This is a genomic window from Streptomyces sp. 7-21, from assembly GCF_016741785.1.
Taxonomy (GTDB): Bacteria; Actinomycetota; Actinomycetes; order Streptomycetales; family Streptomycetaceae; genus Streptomyces.
In genome coordinates, this window is record NZ_JAERRL010000001.1 from 59,244 (window position 1) to 76,863 (window position 17,620).

Annotated in this window: 13 protein-coding genes; 6 read left to right on the forward strand and 7 right to left on the reverse strand. The window is 75.1% G+C overall.

Annotated elements, in window-relative coordinates:
• Nucleotides 1-157: 157 nt before the first annotated feature.
• Nucleotides 158-967, reverse strand: coding sequence for a protein phosphatase 2C domain-containing protein (locus JK356_RS00255; RefSeq protein ID WP_201865390.1), 810 nt, complete (start codon nucleotides 965-967; stop codon nucleotides 158-160).
• Between the two features lie 468 nt (nucleotides 968-1,435).
• On the opposite strand from JK356_RS00255, the gene JK356_RS00260 reads away from it, so the two are divergent.
• Both JK356_RS00260 and JK356_RS00265 read left to right on the forward strand, forming a co-directional pair.
• Complete coding sequence (locus JK356_RS00260; RefSeq protein WP_201865391.1) at nucleotides 1,436-3,646, forward strand: sensor histidine kinase; 2,211 nt, start codon at nucleotides 1,436-1,438, stop codon at nucleotides 3,644-3,646.
• A 77-nt stretch (nucleotides 3,647-3,723) separates the two neighbouring features.
• Nucleotides 3,724-4,143 carry a roadblock/LC7 domain-containing protein gene (locus JK356_RS00265; protein ID WP_236670554.1) on the forward strand — a complete coding sequence of 140 codons (420 nt, stop codon included), beginning with the start codon at nucleotides 3,724-3,726 and terminating at the stop codon, nucleotides 4,141-4,143.
• A 388-nt stretch (nucleotides 4,144-4,531) separates the two neighbouring features.
• Here JK356_RS00265 and JK356_RS00270 read toward each other — a convergent pair whose 3' ends face one another.
• Nucleotides 4,532-5,281, reverse strand: coding sequence for a TetR/AcrR family transcriptional regulator (locus JK356_RS00270; protein ID WP_201865393.1), 750 nt, complete (start codon nucleotides 5,279-5,281; stop codon nucleotides 4,532-4,534).
• Nucleotides 5,282-6,052: 771 nt separating this feature from the next.
• On the opposite strand from JK356_RS00270, the gene JK356_RS00275 reads away from it, so the two are divergent.
• Nucleotides 6,053-7,063, forward strand: coding sequence for a glycoside hydrolase family 5 protein (locus JK356_RS00275; protein WP_201865394.1), 1,011 nt, complete (start codon nucleotides 6,053-6,055; stop codon nucleotides 7,061-7,063).
• A 99-nt stretch (nucleotides 7,064-7,162) separates the two neighbouring features.
• Here the strand turns inward: JK356_RS00275 and JK356_RS00280 are convergent, their stop codons facing one another.
• Entirely contained in the window at nucleotides 7,163-8,251 is a 1,089-nt protein-coding gene (locus JK356_RS00280; protein ID WP_307815329.1) for a site-2 protease family protein, read from the reverse strand.
• A gap of 113 nt (nucleotides 8,252-8,364) precedes the next feature.
• Here JK356_RS00280 and polX point away from each other — a divergent pair, with 113 nt between their 5' ends.
• The 3 genes from polX (at nucleotide 8,365) to JK356_RS00295 (ending at nucleotide 12,179) form a co-directional block, all read left to right on the forward strand.
• Complete coding sequence (gene polX / locus JK356_RS00285; RefSeq protein ID WP_201865396.1) at nucleotides 8,365-10,200, forward strand: DNA polymerase/3'-5' exonuclease PolX; 1,836 nt, start codon at nucleotides 8,365-8,367, stop codon at nucleotides 10,198-10,200.
• An 82-nt stretch (nucleotides 10,201-10,282) separates the two neighbouring features.
• The gene (locus tag JK356_RS00290; protein WP_201865697.1) at nucleotides 10,283-11,560 is read left to right on the forward strand and encodes a phosphoribosyltransferase family protein; all 1,278 of its coding nucleotides are present in this window, start codon (nucleotides 10,283-10,285) and stop codon (nucleotides 11,558-11,560) included.
• 109 nt (nucleotides 11,561-11,669) lie between these two features.
• Nucleotides 11,670-12,179, forward strand: coding sequence for a hypothetical protein (locus JK356_RS00295; protein WP_201865397.1), 510 nt, complete (start codon nucleotides 11,670-11,672; stop codon nucleotides 12,177-12,179).
• 44 nt (nucleotides 12,180-12,223) lie between these two features.
• Here the strand turns inward: JK356_RS00295 and JK356_RS00300 are convergent, their stop codons facing one another.
• The 4 genes from JK356_RS00300 to JK356_RS00315 are packed head-to-tail and all read right to left on the reverse strand — an operon-like array spanning nucleotide 12,224 to nucleotide 17,591.
• Complete coding sequence (locus JK356_RS00300) at nucleotides 12,224-13,483, reverse strand: exo-alpha-sialidase (RefSeq protein WP_201865398.1); 1,260 nt, start codon at nucleotides 13,481-13,483, stop codon at nucleotides 12,224-12,226.
• Nucleotides 13,480-15,051, reverse strand: coding sequence for a sulfatase-like hydrolase/transferase (locus tag JK356_RS00305; RefSeq protein ID WP_307815330.1), 1,572 nt, complete (start codon nucleotides 15,049-15,051; stop codon nucleotides 13,480-13,482). Before JK356_RS00305 ends, JK356_RS00300 begins: the two co-directional genes overlap by 4 nt.
• Nucleotides 15,048-16,031, reverse strand: coding sequence for a dihydrodipicolinate synthase family protein (locus JK356_RS00310; protein ID WP_201865399.1), 984 nt, complete (start codon nucleotides 16,029-16,031; stop codon nucleotides 15,048-15,050). Before JK356_RS00310 ends, JK356_RS00305 begins: the two co-directional genes overlap by 4 nt.
• 36 nt (nucleotides 16,032-16,067) lie before the next feature.
• Nucleotides 16,068-17,591, reverse strand: coding sequence for an ABC transporter substrate-binding protein (locus JK356_RS00315; RefSeq protein ID WP_201865400.1), 1,524 nt, complete (start codon nucleotides 17,589-17,591; stop codon nucleotides 16,068-16,070).
• Nucleotides 17,592-17,620: the final 29 nt, after the last annotated feature.

Sequence of the window (17,620 nt, forward strand, 5' to 3'; positions counted from 1 at the left end):
TGTAAGGGGCGCGGAGGGTGGGGCGAAGCACGCTTCGGCGCCCCGGTGCGCCGTCCGGGTGATGCCGGACGAGACGCGCGGGCAACTGGTATGCGGCGAGTCACGCTTGAGCCAGCCAGGCCGGAAACGCCGCGCTTTGCCTGGGATTTGACCGCCGTCAGGGCGCGTCGTCCGGCTCCACCAGCACGGCGGTGGCGTCGTCGTGCGCCTTGCCCCGGGGGAACGCCGCGCCCCGCGGGTCGTCCCGCTCCGCCGCCCTGACCTGCTCGACCACGGCCGCCGGCCCCGGCCCGGACAGCACCCGGAACAGCGCGTCCCAGTCGCCGAGCCCGAAGACGTCCACCCACCGCCCGGCCCCGTCCGTCAGCCCGGCCAGCGCCCGCACGTCCCGCGCCGCCACCGTGCCCGTCACGGCCCGCGCGGCCACGGCCGGATCCGCCGCTGCCGTGAAGAAGCCGCCCTCGGCGTTCCGCATGCCCTCCACGAACGCCACCCGCTCCGCTGCCGTCGGCAGCCGCCGCGCCGCCGGCCGCAGCTGCGCGAGCCGCGGGTCGGTCACCACCCGCACCGGCCCCGCGGGCGGGGCCAGCAGCAGCACCGCGTCGCACAGCACCAGGTACTCCACGGCCGCGCCGTCCCACCGGGCGCAGGCCACCGTGGCCTGGGGCGTGCGCGGGTGAGAAAGGTCACACGTCGCGCGGTGCGCGTCCGCCGTCTCCGCGATGGCCTCCGCCAGGCAGTCGGCCAGCGGCGGCGCTTCCGGCCCCGCCGCGCGCCCCAGCAGCGCCTGGCCCAGCCGCCCCGCGAACCAGGCCACGCCGTGACGGCAGCCCGCGCCGTCGGGCGTCCCGGTGACCCCGTCGAGCACCGCCATCACGCCGCCGCCCCGGGCGAGCGGAGCGATGGCGGCGAAGTCCTCGTTGGGCACGCCCGGATCCCCGGGCTCGCTGACGGCACGTACGCGCATGACCCACAGTCTGCGCCACCCCGTCACGTATCGGTAATGTGGCGGTACTTGACGGCGATTGGCGGTGCTAGACGGGCATTCGCGCGGTTCGCCGGAAGACCATCAGCCCTGATCAGGAGCCATGGCGAAAGTTGATCTTGCCAGGAGCCGCGGCGGAGCGCCACTCGGCAACGGCCGAGCGGAGCGGGGGATTCCGCATGCCGCTTGTCCGTCGCGTTGTGGTGATGTTCACTCCTTCGGGTGGCCGGTCAGGAGAGACCGCCTCCGGTCCCCGCGGCGCTGGCATCGTCGGTGCCAGAGCGCGGGCCCGACGGATGGACCGATCAGCGCCCGGTGGGCCGGACTTCACGGCCGGCCCTCCCGTCGGCGGCCAGGACGAGAATGCGAGCACAGCTGCGGATGACGACACTGGGTGAATCCGCCGAACCCCCTCCTGGGGACTCCGACACGTCCGGGGACCAGCGGCCCGTGCGACGCGCCGTTCCCGGCCCGCGCTCCCGCGCGGCGCGGCGCCGCCGTGCCCGCGTGCGCACGCGCCTGCTGGTCGCCGTGCTCCTCACCGGTGCCGCCGTGCTCGCCGCCGGGATCCCCAGCGTCCAGGCGGCGCTGAGCCAGCTCGACCGCTCCCAGCGCGAGCTGGCGGACGCCCGCCTCGGCCTGCGCGCCGTCCACCTCTCCCAGACCCTGGCCGACGAGCGGGACGCCCTGGTGATCGCCGCCGTGGGCGGCCAGGGCGCGCCCGGTGCCGAACTCACCGACGAGGACCGTGCCCTGGCCGATCAGCGGACCGCCGAGCTGGCCGACGACGCCCCGCCCGCGGTACGCGAACGCCTGGACGGCCTGGGCCACGCCCGCGAACGGGCGCTGAACGGCGAGGCCACGGCCGCCGAGACCTACGCCGCCTACACCGGCGCCATCCGCGCGCTCGGCGGCCTCATCCGGGGCGGCTTCCCCGTCGGCCCGGTGCCCGAACTCGCCAGCGCCGCCGACGCGTCGGCCGCCGCCCGCGCCCTGCTCGTCGCCGCGCTCTCCGGCGGCGGGCCCCAGCCCGAACTGACCGGGCTCGCCCTGCGCGAGGCGGCCCGGGAGGACACCGCACTCGACAGCTTCGCCGCCACGGCGAGCCGAGCCGAGCGTGAGGCGTACGCCAGCGCCGTGCGCGGCCCCGCCGTCGAGGAGGCCGAGGAGTACCTGCGCCAGCTCACCGCCGCGCCCGAACTGACGGCACAGGCACAGGAGCTGCCCGAGCGGCCGGTCGCCGAGGCGCTCACCGCCCGCACCGAGCAGCAGCGCGGTGTGCTGATGACGCTGGCCGCCGAACGCGCGCAGGCCGTCGACGACGCGCACCAGGGTGACCTCGTCTCCCTGTGCCTGCGAACCGCGCTGGTCCTCGCCGCGCTGCTGCTCGCGCTGGGCGTGAGCGTCCGCACCGCGCGCTCGCTGACCCGCCCGCTGGCCGCCATCCGCCTGGGCAGCCGCCGCGTCGCCGCCGACCCCGAGCGGCAGCAGCCCGTGAAGTACACCGGCAGGAACGACGAGTTCGCCGAGGTCGTGGCCTCCGTCAACGCGCTGCACGCGCGCGCCGTCGAGCTGCACCGGCAGGCCAGCGAGACCGCCAAGAGCACCGGCGGGCTGCGCGCCGAGCGCGACCGGCTGCTGGCCGAACAGCGGGAGCTGACCAACCGGATGACGGCCCTGCACGGCGCCGTACACGGCATGTTCGCCCGCCACGCGCAGCGCCTGCTGGCGCTGACGGCCGAGCAGCTGGCCGTCATCGAGGACCTCGAGAAGAACGAGACGGACCCCGACCACCTGTCCGTGCTCTTCACCCTCGACCACCTCGCCGCCCGGATGCGGCGCCACGGCGAGAACCTGCTGCTGCTCGCGGGCGCCGGGCCCGCCGGGCGGCCGGGCAACCGCACTCCGCTGATCGACGTGCTGCGCGCCGCCGTCAGCGAGATCGAGCACTACGAGCTGGTCGAGATCGCGCCGCCGCCGCCCGCCGTGGACGTCATCGGCCCGGCCGCCCGCGACGTCAGCCACCTGCTGGCGGAACTGCTGGATAACGCCGCGCAGTTCTCGCCCGACGGCGCCCGGGTGCGGCTGACCGGCCGCTGGCTCGGCGAGGAGCTGGCGGTCACCGTCGCCGACGAGGGCGCGGATCTGCCCCCGGCGCGCCTGGCCGAGCTGAACGCGCGGCTGGCCGACCCCGTGACCCCGCCCGCCTCGGACCAGGACAGCGGCTCCGGCATGGGCCTGTACACGGTCGCGCGCCTGGCGGCCCGTCACGGCCTGCGCTGCTGGCTCGCGCCCCGCCCCGGCGGCGGCACGCTGGCCGAAGTCGCCCTGCCCGCGACGCTGCTGCGCCACCCCGAGCCCGAGCCGCCGGTGACAGCCACGCCCGTGCAGGGCGTGCCGCTGCCTGAGGACACCGGTGCCCACCGGGCGCCGCCGCCGGAGCACGCCCGCGCCGACGAGGAACCGAGCGAAACCGAACGGACCAGCAGCGGACTGCCGCTTCGGGCCCGCCGCCCCGTCCCCGCGCCCGCACCCGAGCCTGGCCCTGCGCCCACCCCCGCGGGCGGGGTCAGCGCCGAAGAACTGCGCAGGAGACTGGGAGGCTTCCAGCGCGGCGCCCGTGAGGGGCACCGCGCCGCAGGGGAGGAGACACCGTCATGAACCACGTCCATGCCCACCTCGGCGGCCAGGGACAGCCGCACCTGGCCCCGGGCGACCCGGCCCGTGACCTGCGGTGGATGCTCAACCGGCTGGTCGCCGAGGTGCCCGGCCTGGTCTCCGTCGCCGTCGTCTCCGCGGACGGGCTGCCGCTGCTGTCCACGGAGCCCTCCCACCACCCGGGCGGCGGCGGGACGGGACCGCGCGGTGCGGCCGCCGACCTGGCCACCGTCGTCTCCGGGCTCGGCAGCCTGACAACGGGTGCGTCGAGCCTGATGGACGGCGGCGCCGTGCGGCAGACGCTGGTCGCCATGGACGCGGGCAACCTGCTGGTGATGTCGATCAGTGACGGCTCGCTGCTCGGCGTCTACACGCTGCCGGACGCCGACATGTCCACGGTCGCCTACCACATGGCGCTGTTCGTCGGCCGCGCCGGGCACCTGCTCACGCCGCGCCTGCGCGCCGAGCTGCGCCAGGCGGCCACCGGCTCCCTGGCCTGAGAGGGCCTGAGAGCGGGCCCGCGCGGGCGGCGCGGGCCGAGGAGCTGGCCGGGGACATCGCCGCCCACCTGCCCGGGACGGTGGTGCGGGCCGCCGACGGCCTGGCCGGGGCGGCCCGGCTGCTGGCAGAAGGAGCTGGGCGCCACGCTGGCGCCCGCACACGCGCCGTGATCCGGCGGCTGGTGGAGCTGCTGCGGGAGCGTGCGGGATGCTGAGGGCCGCCCGGGACGTGCGGGCGCGCTGCTTGCCGTCCTTCTCGCCTCGGGAGTGCCGGTCCCCGGCGCCGCTGCTGCGGGCGGCGTTGGTGCTTCAGGCGGCGGTTGCCGCGCGGCTGTGGGCGGCGGCGCGGGGCGGTGGCGCCGGACCGTGCGGGATCGGGCTGGCCCGGTCAGCTCCGCAGCGGACCCGTCGGCGTGATCGCCGCCAGCGTGCGCTTTGCGAGCGCCGCTACGCGGCCGCCCGGCGGTTCCTGCGCCGCGGCCCGCGCCAGCACCCGGGCCGTCTCGGCGTCCCGGCCGGCGGTGACGACCAGCTGCGCCACGAGCTGGTCGAGCAGCCAGTTGCGCAGCTCGCGCTGCGGCGGCTTGCGGCCCTCGTCCAGCCAGATCAGCGAGGCCGCCTCGACACCAGCGATCCAGGTGCGCACCGTCATCCGCAGCTGGGGACCGTGCTCGCCCTCGTCATGCTCGCCCGCGCCGAGGTGGAGCAGCACCTGCGCGGCCGCCGCGCGGCGCACCTGGTCGACGATGGCGGTGGTGCGCGAGGTCTCCACCACGCTGCCGCCCTTGAGCAGCGCCCGGAAGCCCTCGTCGTGCTCGGCGACGAACGACAGGTAGCGGTCGAGCACGTTCGCCAGCCGGGAGCTGAGCGGCCCGGCCTCGGGCTCGGCGAAGCACAGCTCCAGCTCCGCCGCAGCGCTGCTGAGCGCCGCCTCGTAGAGCTGCTGCTTCCCGCCCGGGAAGTACCGGTACACCAGCGGGCGGGAGACGCCCGCCTCGCGGGCCACGTCGTCCAGGGAGACCAGCTCCGGCGGGCGCCGCGCGAAGACCCGCTGCGCCGTGGCGATGAGCTGACCATGGCGCTCGGACACGCTGAGCCTGCGGTACGCGGGACCGGGCGCGGCGGTGCGGCTGTTCATGGGGCAAGCCTAGTGCGTGGGCAAGGCTCCAGGTGGGAGTGTGATGGCGGTCGGGTGAGCAGCCCGGAACTGCGCGAGGGCGCTCGCGGGGCCGCGTGCAACGGCTGCGCCGCCGTGCCGCGTTGCGCGAACCAGGGCGCTCCTGTGCGCGTCGCCGTGCGCCAGTACGCACCGCTTCGCACCGGTGCGACCCTCTCCTGCGGGCTGGATCCCGCCTTTGCCGGCTGCCCGTCAATTCGCGGGCGCAACGGGGGAAACCGCCCGCCGCCCGCCCGTGGCGAGCGGGACATTCGGGCACGGACGGGCGCCCGTGCCGCCGCCGTGACCATCGCGCACGCGAAGGTCCGTGGCGCGGCGCCCCCGGCCGCCGGTGCCCCTGTCCGTGCCGTGGACATGCCCGGGTGTGAGGGGGGCTGCTGACGGCCGTGTCATGCCGATGGTCGTACCGGCGGCGTGGCCGTGTCCTGCCGGTGTCCCGGCGTCCGCGCGTGCGTGCGGCGGTCCGCTCCGGGCCGTGCGCGCCGCCGTCCCGTCCCGTCAGCGTCCCACCAAGGAGTTTCGTCGACGTACGGCAGTTCGAGCGCGCGGCCCCTGCGGTGCCGGCGGCGGCGCGGCTCTTGACATGGCTTCGTCAGAAATGGCGTGATGGGGCACGCCCTGGGAGCGCTCCCAGCCCCGCCTGGGACGAGGGCAAGGATGCTCAACGGTCCTTCGGTACCTCCCCACACCCGGGGTCCCGGCGGGACGGGGCTCCGCAAGGAGAAGAACCACATGAGAACGAACACGCGCATCGGCGCCGCGCTCGCAGCCGGGCTCGCCTCAGCCGCCGTGCTCGCCACGGTCTCCGCCGCCCACGGCCAGGAGGCGGACACCGCCCAGGCCGCGGGGCTCCACGTCAGCGACGGCCGCCTGGTGGAGGCCAACGGCAACGACTTCGTCATCCGGGGCGTCAGCCACGCCCACACCTGGTACCCCGGCGAGACGCAGTCGCTCGCCGACATCAAGGCGCTGGGCGCCAACACCGTCCGCGTCGTGCTCTCCAACGGCCAGCTGTGGCACCGCAACGACGCCTCCGACGTCGCCAGCGTCGTCAGCGACTGCGAGGCGAACCGCCTGATCTGCGTGCTGGAGGTGCACGACACCACCGGCTACGGCGAGCAGCCGGGCGCCTCCTCCCTCGACCAGGCCGCCGACTACTGGATCGACATCCAGGACGCGATCAACGGCCACGAGGACACGGTCATCGTCAACATCGGCAACGAGCCCTACGGCAACACCGGCGCCTCGGGCTGGACCGCCGACACCCAGGCGGCGATCGCCAGGCTCCGCGACGCCGGCCTCCAGCACACCCTGATGGTGGACGCGCCGAACTGGGGCCAGGACTGGGAAGGCATCATGCGCGACAACGCGCAGGCCGTCTATGACAGCGACCCGGCGGGCAACACCGTCTTCTCGGTCCACATGTACGGCGTGTACGACACAGCGGCGGAGATCACGGACTACATGAACGCGTTCGTGACCGCCGGCCTGCCGCTCGTCGTCGGCGAGTTCGGCCACAACCACTCCGACGGTGACCCGGACGAGGACACCATCATGGCCACCGCCCAGCAGCTGGGCCTGGGCTACCTCGGCTGGTCCTGGTCCGGCAACTCGGCCGAGGTCGGCTACCTCGACATGGTGACCGGCTTCGACCCCGCGCAGCTCACCGAGTGGGGCGAGCGCATCTTCCACGGCCCCGACGGTATCGCGGAGACCGCCGAGGAGGCGACGGTCTACCAGTGACCCAGGTGACCGGCCCGTGAGCGCACCGGCCCGCGGGGCGGCGCGCGCCGCCCCGCGGGCCGCCCCGGCGCGGCCGCCGCGTCAGGCCGGGCCGCCGTGTCAGGCCGGGCCGCCGCGCCAGCGCAGCACGCGGCTGATGTCGGACGGCGAGACGATCCCCGCCACGCGGCCCCCGTCGACCACCACCGCGCGGTGCTCCGCGCCGCTGCCCAGCCGCGGCAGCAGGTCGGCCACCGGCTCGCCGGGCTCCGCCGTCACCACCCGCGCCAGGGGCGCCATGACCTGGCCGACGGTCGTGCGGGCGCGTTCCGGGCCCGGCACCCGCGCCGCCTCCTCGACGGTGACCAGCCCGACCGGGCCGCCGTCCGCGCCCGTCACCGGGAACGCCGTGTGCCGGCGGGCGGGCGGCCGCTCGGTCACCAGCGCGTCCACCGGCAGCCGCGCGTCGACTGTCTCCGGGTCGGGCGTCATCGTCTCCCGCACCGCGACCCCGGCGAGCAGCTGCCGCAGCCGTGCCTGCCGCCCCTCCTCGGTCGCGGCCACTACCAGGAACCAGCCGATCAGCGCCAGCCACAGCCCGCCGAACGCCGCGGTCCACACGAACGCCCACAGCCCCAGCGCCACCAGCGCCCAGCCGAAGCCGCGGCCCACCGCCGAGGCGCGCGCGGTCGCCCGGAGCCGGTCGCCGGTGCGCCACCACAGCAAGGCGCGCAGCAGCCGCCCGCCGTCCAGCGGCGAGGCCGGAACGACGTTGAACAGCGCCAGCAGCACGTTGATGAGCGACAGCCACACCACCGACTCCACCGCCAGGCCCCCGGCCCCGGCCGCCGCCATCAGCCACGCCGCCGCGAAGAACCCCACGCCCAGCAGCAGGCTCACCAGCGGCCCGGAGCCGGAGATCCGCAGCTCCGCCGCCGGGCTCGGCGCCTCGTCCCGCAGCCGCGTCGCCCCGCCCAGCAGCCACAGCACGACGTCGTCGACGGGCACCCCGTCGCGCCGCGCCGCCACCGCGTGCGCCAGCTCGTGCGCCAGCAGCGAGGCGAGGAACACCACCGCGGCGGCGACCCCGGCGGCGGCGTACGCCGGCCACGGGCGGCCCGGATGGGCCTCCGGCAGCCGGCCGCCCGCCAGCCCCAGAGCGATGAGCGCGAACACCGCGAGCACGCTCCAGTGCACGCCGACCCGCACGCCCGCGATCCTGCGGAGCGGACCGCCGAGAGAGAACGTCGCACGCACGGCCGGCGGGTACCCCCCGCCCCGCTCGCCATGCGGGGCGCCGGGACGCTTCCTACAGTGGCCGTATGGCCCGGCCGAACGACGAGGTCGAGGCGCTGCTGCGGGAGTACGCCGACCTGCTCCAGATCACGGGCGGCGAGGCGTTCAAGGCACGCGCCTATGAGAAGGCCGCCCGCGCCATCGGCGGTTACCACACCGACATCTCCCGGCTCGACGCCAAGCAGCTGCGCGCCATCCCGGGCGTCGGCGCGTCGATCGCCGACAAGGTCACCGAGTACCTCACCACCGGGCGCATGCCCGCCCTGGAGGAGCGCCGCGCCGCCATCCCGCCCGGGGTGCGCGAGCTGACCAGCATTCCGGCGCTCGGCCCCAAGCGCGCCATGCTCCTGTACGAGAAGCTGGGCATCGCCTCGCTCGACCAGCTCGTGGCGGCCATCCGCGCCGGGAAGCTGCGCGGCCTGAAGGGCTTCGGCCCCAAGACCGAGGAGAAGCTGCTGCACGGCGTGGAACTCGCCCGGCAGGCGGGCGGCCGGATCCTGCTCGACGCCGCGATGGACGTCGCCGAGGAGACCGTCGCCGCGCTCGCCCGCGCCACCGGCTGCGACCGCTGCTGCTACGCGGGGTCCCTGCGCCGCATGAAGGAGACCATCGGCGACATCGACCTGCTCGTCGCCGCCGAGGACTCCGGGCCCGTCATGGACGCCTTCACCCGGCTGCCGCAGGCCGCCGAGACCATCGTGCGCGGTGAGAAGAAGACGTCGGTGCGCACCGCCCAGGGGCTCCAGCTGGACCTGCGGGTGCTGCCGCCCGCGTCCTGGGGCGCCGGGCTCCAGTACTTCACCGGCTCGCGGGCCCACAACATCGCCACCCGCACCATCGCCGGCCGCAAGGGGCTGAAGCTGTCGGAGTACGGCCTGGCCGACGCCGAGAGCGGCCAGCTGATCGCCTCGGACAGCGAGGAGGAGGTGTACGAGCGGCTCAGCCTGCCGTGGATCCCGCCGACGCTGCGCGAGGACCGGGGCGAGATCGCCGCCGCCCTCGCGGGTGAGCTGCCCAGCCTGGTCACGGAGTCCGACCTGCGGGGCGACCTGCACACGCACACCGACCTGACGGACGGCGTGTCGTCGCTGGAGGACATGGTCCGTGAGGCCGCCGCGCGCGGGTACGCCTACTACGCCGTCACCGACCACGCGCCGCAGCTGGCCATGCAGCGGATGACGGACGAGAAGGCGCTGGCGCAGCGGGAGCGGGTCCGCGCGCTGGACCGGGCCCACGGGCGCGGCCGGGGCATGCGGGTGCTGCACGGCACCGAGCTGAACATCGGCCCGGACGGCGACGTCGACTGGCCGGGGGAGTTCCTGGCGGGCTTCGACCTGTGTGTCGCCTCGGTCCACTCCCACTTCGACCTGGACCGGGCGGCCCAGACCCGGCGCCTGATCCGCGCCTGCGAGAACCCGTACGTCTCGGTCCTCGGCCACCCGACGACCCGGAAGATCGGCAGGCGTCCCGGCATCGAAGCGGACTTCGACGCCGTGTTCGCCGCCTGCGCCCGCACCGGCACCGCGCTGGAGGTCAACTCGCACCCGGACCGGCTGGACCTGAACGACGAGCACATCCTGCGGGCCCGCGAGCACGGCGTCGTCTTCGCCATCGACAGCGACGCCCACGCCGTCACGCACCTGGCGCACGTCCGCTACGGCGTGGGCACCGCCCAGCGCGGCTGGCTGACCGCCGACGACGTCCTCAACACCTGGCCGTGGCAGCGGGTGCGCCGCTTTCTGGCCGCCAAGCGGCCGCGCAGCGGCGGGCGGGCATTATGCCGCCGCGCGCCGCGCCTGACAGGCCGGGCGGGCGGCGGTTCCATGGAAGGCGGATGCCCGCCGGGCACGGCCGGGGGCTGAGGCGGAAACCTGAAGGCACGCCGGGAACCACCGCCGGGAACCATGCCGGGAACATGTCAGGAAAGGGGTGCGGCCCATGCCAGTGGTGTTCGCTGACCGCGTCGAGGCCGGGCGGCGGCTCGCCGCCGAGCTGACCCGGCTGCGGGAGCGCGAGACGGTGGTGCTGGGGCTGCCGAGGGGCGGGGTGCCGGTCGCGGCGGAGGTGGCGCGGGCGCTGCGGGCGCCGCTGGACGTGGCGGTGGTGCGCAAGCTGGGCGTGCCGTACCAGCCCGAGCTGGCGATGGGCGCGATCGCGGAGGACGGCGCGCGCGTGATCAACGACGCCGTGGTGACGCAGGCACGGGTCGACGAGCACGACCTGGTGGACGTGGAGGAGGCCGAGCGCACCGAGCTGGAGCGCCGGGCGCGCGCCTACCGGGGGAGCCGGGAGCGGGTGGACGTGCGGGGCAGGACGGTGGTGGTCGTGGACGACGGCATCGCCACCGGCGCCACGGCCCGCGCCGCCTGCCGCTCGGCGCGGGCGCGGGGCGCCGAGCAGGTGGTGCTGGCGGTGCCGGTCGCGCCCCGGGGCTGGGAGGCGCGGGTGGGGGCCGACGCCGACGATCTGGTGTGCCTGGCGGCGCCCGAGGACTTCATGGCGGTGGGGCAGTTCTACCTGGACTTCGCCCCGACCACGGACGAGGAGGTCGTCGGGCTGCTTGAGCGCGCCCGGGGCGGTGAGGTGCGGATCCCCGCCGGTGGCGTGGAGCTGGGCGGTGAGCTGACGCTGCCGCGGGGACCGGAGGACACCGCGGGCGTCGTGGTCTTCGCGCACGGCAGCGGCAGCGGGCGTCACAGCCCGCGGAACCACTTCGTCGCCGAGGCGCTGAACGCCGCAGGGCTCGGCACGCTGCTGTTTGACCTGCTCACCGAGGAGGAGGCCGCCGACCGCGAGCTGGTCTTCGACGTGGGGCTGCTGGCGGGCCGGCTGGATGAGGTGACCGGCTGGCTGCGCGGGCGGCTCGGCGACGGGCCGCGCGTCGGCTACTTCGGTGCCAGCACCGGTGCCGCCGCCGCGCTGCGGGCGGCGGCGGGCGCGGGGGAGAGCATCGCGGCGGTCGTCTCGCGCGGTGGCCGGCCGGACCTGGCGGGCGAGGGCATGCTGGGCGCCGTCACGGCGCCGGTGCTGCTGGTCGTCGGCGAGCTGGATGAGCCGGTGCGGGGGTACAACGAGGCCGCGCTGCGGGAGCTGGGGGGCACCTCCCGGCTGGCGGTCGTGCCCGGGGCCACGCATCTGTTCGAGGAGCCGGGGGCGCTGTCGGAGGTGGCCGAACTCGCGCGCGACTGGTTTACGGCCCACCTGGCCGGGGCCGGCCGGTAACGGGCGCTTCCCGCTGCCCTGCCCTCGCGCCGTGACTGTCAGTGGCGGGTGGCAGGATAAGCCGCGACCGACAGGAAACGTGCCTGATGTGAAGGGGAGTGGACGGTTCATGAGGGCGGCTGCGCGGATGGCCGCGGCGATCGCGGGGGGCGTGCTTGTCGTCGGCGGGCTCGCCGGATGCGGCGGCGATGACGACGGCGGGCAGGAGGAGCAGACCCAGGAACAGTCCCAGCAGGAGTCGCCGGAGCAGGAGCAGGAAGAGCAGGAAGAGCAGGAAGAGCAGGAGGAAGCCGCCGGGGACGACGGCGCTGACGGCGCGGCGGACGGCGGTGCTGACGCGGCCGGCTCCATCGACGGCACGTGGGAGCCGATCAATGACAGCCCCATCGAGACGCTCACCATCAGCGGCGAAGAGGTGGAGACCACCGGCACCCTCGCCTGCCCCGGCACGCTGAGCACCGAGAACGGCGAGACGCGCCTGGAGCTGGACTGCGAGACACCGGACGAGAGCCGGTCGGCGGGTACCGTCGAGCTGGATCCCGACGGTACCCACCTGATCATCACGTGGGACGGCCCCGAGTGGGGCGGGATGATAGACAGCCTCACCCGCGCTGGCTGAGGCGCGGTCAGGCCGGCGGCGCTCTGCCGTTGCGTGTCGTTACGTCAGGCGCCGCCGAGCAGCTGCGCGGGGACGCGGGCGAAGGTGATCCGCTGGTGGTAGGGCTCGTCGTCGGAGCCGTTCTCGTAGAGCACGCCGACCGTGCCGGAGCCCGGTCCTTCGTCGAGCGCGACGAGGTCGGAGTAGCCGGCCGGGCCCTGGTGCACCACCGGCCCGGTGGTCCACGTGGCGCCGTCGTCCGTACTGACGGACAGGGTCATGTCGGTGCGTGAGGTGGCGCTCCCGGGCGCGGAGAAGACCAGCGGCCGCCGCGGGTCCACCTCCTCGGGGAGCGCCACGACCGAGCCCTGCACGACGGGTGCGGTCAGGCCGGTCACCTCCTGGTAGGGATGGTCGAAGGTCTCGCCGCCGTCCGGGCTGGTCGTCGCGGCACGGGTGCCGGGGCTGACGCCGTGCTGGTCGCGGGCGTTGAAGTACACGGTGCCGTCGGCCAGCTCGGCGGCCTGGCTCTCGTTGGGGTTGATGAAGCCGGTCAGCGGGGTGTCGACGCCGCCGAGATGCCAGGTCTGGCCGCCGTCGTCGCTGTAGAGGGCGTGCGCGCCGAACAGGCTGTTGTCCAGGCAGTCGATGCCCGAGCCCTCGGGCGGGGCGATGGAGTGGTTGCCGGGGATGACGATGCGTCCGGCCAGCTCGCCCTGGGTGAGCTGGATGGCGTGGCCCGGTCCGCCCACGAAGTGGCGCCAGTTGCCGGGCTTGACCTGGGCGGTGATCTCCCGGGGCGCCGACCAGGTCGCGCCGCTGTCGTCGCTGTGGAGGATGAACGAGCGGCGCGTCTGCGTCTCGTCCGCGTAGCCGCAGCGGACGTCCTCGGTGGTGACGTCGCCGCTGGTGTGCGTGGTGTTGAGCAGCAGGCGGCCGGTGGTGCGGTCGACGACCGGCACCGGGTTGCCGACCTTGTTCGGCCCGTCGTCCAGCACCACCGTCAGCGGGCCCCAGGTCCGGCCGCCGTCGCGGGACCGCTTCATCACCAGGTCGATGTCGCCGTCGTCGCCGGGCCCGTTGACCCGGCCCTCGGCGAAGGCCAGCAGGCTGCCGTCCGGCGCCTGCACCACGGCCGGGACCCGGAAGGTGTGGTAGCCGCCCTCGCCCTTGGTGAACACCGTGGCGTAGGCGGTCTGCAGGCTGGCCGGGCCGGCCGGGCGGGCACCGCCCGGCGCGGCGAACGCGGGAGTTAAGGGCAGCAGCAGGGCCGCGCACGCCACGGCCAGCGCCACCGGCGTCAGGCGGTTGTGTCCTCGGCTCATGCGGGTGGTTCCTCCGGCTCTCTGCGCTGGACGGCGGTGGCTGCCACGGACCGGGCAACCGCCGCCTGGAAGTAGGCCCGGTGCGCGGCGCGCCGGGCGGGGACGGGCGGGGGCACGTTGGGCGCGTCCACGCGGGGCGCCTCCTCGTCGAGATAGGTGGGCACGGGGGTGTCGAACATGGCCCACCGGGCGAGGGCGGACCGCAGCCGCGCCGCCGCTTCGGCCCCGGCCGGGTCCGCGAGCCGGTTGTCCAGCTCGTGCGGATCGGCCACCAGGTCGAACAGCGCGTCGGGCGCCTCGTGCCCGGAGCCGTCGGCCGGGACGTCCCCGTACAGCAGCAGTTTGTGGGTGCGGCTGCGCGCCATCAGCTCGTGCCGCCCGAACGTGCGGTTCTCGGCGAACACGACGTCACGGGCCGGGCCCGGGCCGGTAAGGTCCAGCCCGGGCAGCCACGCCGGGGACGGTACGCCGCAGACGCTGGCGATCGTCGGCGCCACGTCGGTCAGCGACACCAGGTCACCGGACGGACCAGTGCCCGGCCCCCGCCCGGCCGGGTATTTCACCAGCAGCGGCACCCGCACCAGCGGGTCGTACATCGGCCCGTTCTTCAGCAGCAGGTGGTGGAAGCCCAGGTACTCGCCGTGGTCCGAGGTGAACACCACGAGCGTGTCCTGGTACAGGCCGCGCTCCCGCAGCAGCCGCAGCATCCGGCCCACGTGGTGGTCGAGCTGGGTGATCGTCGCGTAGTACCCGGCCATCACGCGCCGCAGCGCCGCCTCGGTCAGCGTCTCGTACGGGAAGTAGGCGTGCCGCTGGTGCGGCAGGTCGGCCGGCGGGATGGCGTCGGTCCATCCCGGCAGCACCGTCAGCGCCGCCGGGTCGTACCGCTCGTCCCACGGCGCCGGCGGGTCGAACGGGTGGTGCGGCTTGATGAACGACACGTGCAGCAGGTTCCCGCCGGCCTCGTCCCACCGTTCCAGCTCGGCCAGCGCCCGCTCCGCGATCCACGTCGTGGAGTGCCACTCCTCCGGCAGGTCCGAGCGGCCCGCGCCGAAGTCGCGCCAGTACGCGGCGGGCGCGCTGGCCCGGGCCCACTCCTCCTGGTCGGTCAGGTCCGCCACCGGCGCCAGCCCGGCCTCGCGCAGCTCCCGGTGGTAGTCGTCCTCCCAGCGCCCCGAGCCGTGCTGCTCCGCCAGCGTCATCCGCGCATAGCCCACGTCCAGGTACGCGGGCGTGAAGTGCATCTTGCCGACCGCCGCCGTCCGGTACCCGGCCTGCCGCAGCGCGCGGGGGAATGTCCAGGTGGCGGGCGGCAGCGTGCAGTGGTTGGTCCAGCCGCCGTGCTGGTGCGGGTACAGGCCCGTCAGCAGCGAGTACCGCGACGGCGTGCACACCGGCAGCGGGCAGAACGCCTCCGTGTACCGCACCCCGTCGGCCGCCAGCTGGTCCAGGTGCGGCGTCGAGACGTCGGGGTGCCCGGCCGCGCCCAGGCAGTCCCACCGGAACTGGTCGGCCTGGACCAGCAGCACGCTGGGCCGCCGCCGGCCCGTCTCCCGGCCGCCCGTCACGCCGGTCCCTCCTCACCGCTGCGCTGGCTCTCCGGACTGCCCTGTCCGCCGTGCCGGTCCAGCAGTCCCAGCCACGCCAGGTCGGCCCGCAGCCCGTCCAGCCGGGAGGCGTCCAGCGCGGGCAGCGGCGGGCGGCACGGCCCGCAGTCCACCCCGGCCAGCGCCGCGGCCGCCTTGAACCCGGCCAGCTCGCCGCCGTAGCCGGATGCCGCGTCGATCGCGGCCTGCGCCCGCAGCTGGCAGCGGCGCGCCTCCTCCCACTCGCCGCGCTCGACGTGACGGATCATCCGCAGGTACAGCGGGGCCGCGAAGTTGTACACCGAGCCGATCGCGGCCCGCGCCCCCACCCCGATCGCCGCGAGCAGCAGCCGGGCGTTGCCCACGTACATCTCGTACTTGCCCTCGGCCAGCTCCAGGCAGCGCTGGAAGTCGGCCAGGTCGCCGTGCGCGAACTTCAGGCCCGCGAACGACGGCACCCGCTCCCGGGCCGCCGCCAGCACCTCGCTCGCCGGGATCGTCACGCCCGTCACCGCCGGGATGTGGTAGTAGATGAACGGCAGCCCGGGCGCCGCCTCGGACAGCCGCGCCAGGAAGTCCGCGAGCTCGCCGGCGTCCCGGGGCCGGTGGAAGTACGGCGGCACCGCCGAGATCGCCCGCGCCCCGGCCGCCGCCGCGTGGGCGGCCAGCTCCCGCGCCTCGCCCAGGCTGGTGTGCCCCACGTGGGCGATGACGTCCAGCTCCCGCCCGGCGGCCGCCTGGCACCACCGTTCCAGCAGCGCCCGCCGCTCCGCACCGGTCAGCGAGGCGCCCTCGCCGGCGGTGCCGCCGACGTACACCGCCGGGCATCCCCAGGCGGCGACGGCCTCGGCCTGCGCGTCCACGGTGTCCAGGTTGAGCGAGCCGTCCGGCCTGAACGGCGTGAAGACGGCCGTGAGCAGGCTCATCACCGGGCTGGCTGTCGAATAGTCCAACGCGTCCATGCGGGCCTTTCTGCCATGGGGTCGGGGAAGAGGGGGTCAGCCGCGGCGCAGGCCGGTCCACCGGACGTAGTCGCGCCGGTCGAAGCTGAGTCCGGTGACGTCCGGGTCGAGCGCGTTCAGCGACGGGGAGGTCGCCAGCCCGACGGCCCACGCCTCGTCGACGAGCACCTCGTTGAGCCGGGCGTAGGCGTCCCGCTGGGCCTCGGGGGTCACGGCGGTGGCCGCGGCCCGCACCGCCTCGGTGTAGGCGGCCGGGACGTCCGCGCCCAGCATCACGTTGTCCTCGGTAGGAAGCATCTGCCGGCCGCGCGCCACAAGCGAGGGGCTCTGGAGGTTGTTCGGCTGCGCGGCGACGGCGCACTGGAGCTCGCTGGCGAACAGCCGTTCCAGGAAGGTCGTCTGCTCCATCGGGTCGATGGTCAGGCGGAAGCCGATCCGCTCGAAGTCGTGCTGGAGGATCTGGAGGATCTCCACCGCGCCCGGCTCGTCGCCGACCCCGGCCGTCGCCTCCATGGGGCCGCCCGCCTCCCGCAGCATGGCCTCGGCCGCGTCCAGGTCGAATGACTGCCGCCGCAGGTACGAGGCGTCGAAGGCGGGGGAGTCCGGCGTGAACGCCGTGTACACGGGCTCGCCGAGGCCGAAGCCGACCTGCTCGATGATGCGCTCGCGGTCCACCGCCCGCGCCAGGGCCTGCCGCAGCCGCTTGTTGTCGAACGGCGGCAGGGTGGCGTTCATGAAGAACAGGTTCATGTGGCCGGGCCCTTCGACCACGGTGAAGTGCTCGCGCAGCCGCGCGTCGTGGCGCAGCGCCACGTACAGCGCGCCGTCCACGTCGCCCGACTCCAGGGCGCTGACCAGCGAGTCCTCATCCCGGAAGAAGCGGACCTCCACCTGGTCGAGGCGGGGCCGCTCGCCGGGCCACACGTCCGGGTTGCGGGTGAGGACCAGCCGCTCGTCGCGCTCGAAGGTCTCCAGGCGGTAGGGGCCGGAGCCGGCGGGCTCGTTGGCCAGCGACGCGGCGTCGTTCCGGTCGGCGGGCACCAGCGGGAAGGCGTACATCCAGTCCAGGACCAGCTCCTCGGGCGTGGGGCCGGTGAAGTCCAGCCGCACCCGGTGCCGGTCCAGCGCGGTGGCCGACGCGATGAACGCCGAGGGCTGCGCCATGGTGAACGCCTGCGCGGGGTCCTTGGCCCGTTCCACGCCGGCGACCACGTCCGCGGCGGTGATGTCGCGGCCCGAGTGGAACGTGCCCGGCCGCAGCGTGATCGTCACCGACCGGTGGTCGTCGGCGAACTCCCAGCTCTCCGCCCCCGACGGCCTCGGCTCGTAACCGCCGCCGTAGGAGATCAGGTAGGTGTAGAACGCGTGGATGTGCAGGCCCGTGTTGGTCTGGTACGGGTCGAACTGCATGATCTGCGTGGTGCCGAGCCTGACCCGGTCACCGGCGCTCGGCGTGCCGGAGCCGCACCCGGCCAGCAGCGGCAGGCCGAGCGCGGTCCCCGCCCCCGCGGCGCCCGCGGCTCGCAGGAACGAGCGCCGGGCGAGCCGGACGTGTGCCATGTCGGACTCCTGTTCTGGTGTTCTCGCGT

Bases quoted from the DNA above. Each gene is read 5' to 3' on its own strand.
- polX (WP_201865396.1), top strand. From the start codon at position 8,365: ATGGCCCGGCCGAACGACGAGGTCGAGGCGCTGCTGCGGGAGTACGCC.
- JK356_RS00315 (WP_201865400.1), bottom strand. From the start codon at position 17,591: ATGGCACACGTCCGGCTCGCCCGGCGCTCGTTCCTGCGAGCCGCGGGC.
- JK356_RS00270 (WP_201865393.1), bottom strand. From the start codon at position 5,281: ATGAACAGCCGCACCGCCGCGCCCGGTCCCGCGTACCGCAGGCTCAGC.
- JK356_RS00300 (WP_201865398.1), bottom strand. From the start codon at position 13,483: ATGAGCCGAGGACACAACCGCCTGACGCCGGTGGCGCTGGCCGTGGCG.
- JK356_RS00295 (WP_201865397.1), top strand. From the start codon at position 11,670: ATGAGGGCGGCTGCGCGGATGGCCGCGGCGATCGCGGGGGGCGTGCTT.
- JK356_RS00310 (WP_201865399.1), bottom strand. From the start codon at position 16,031: ATGGACGCGTTGGACTATTCGACAGCCAGCCCGGTGATGAGCCTGCTC.
- JK356_RS00255 (WP_201865390.1), bottom strand. From the start codon at position 967: ATGCGCGTACGTGCCGTCAGCGAGCCCGGGGATCCGGGCGTGCCCAAC.
- JK356_RS00265 (WP_236670554.1), top strand. From the start codon at position 3,724: ATGCTCAACCGGCTGGTCGCCGAGGTGCCCGGCCTGGTCTCCGTCGCC.
- JK356_RS00275 (WP_201865394.1), top strand. From the start codon at position 6,053: ATGAGAACGAACACGCGCATCGGCGCCGCGCTCGCAGCCGGGCTCGCC.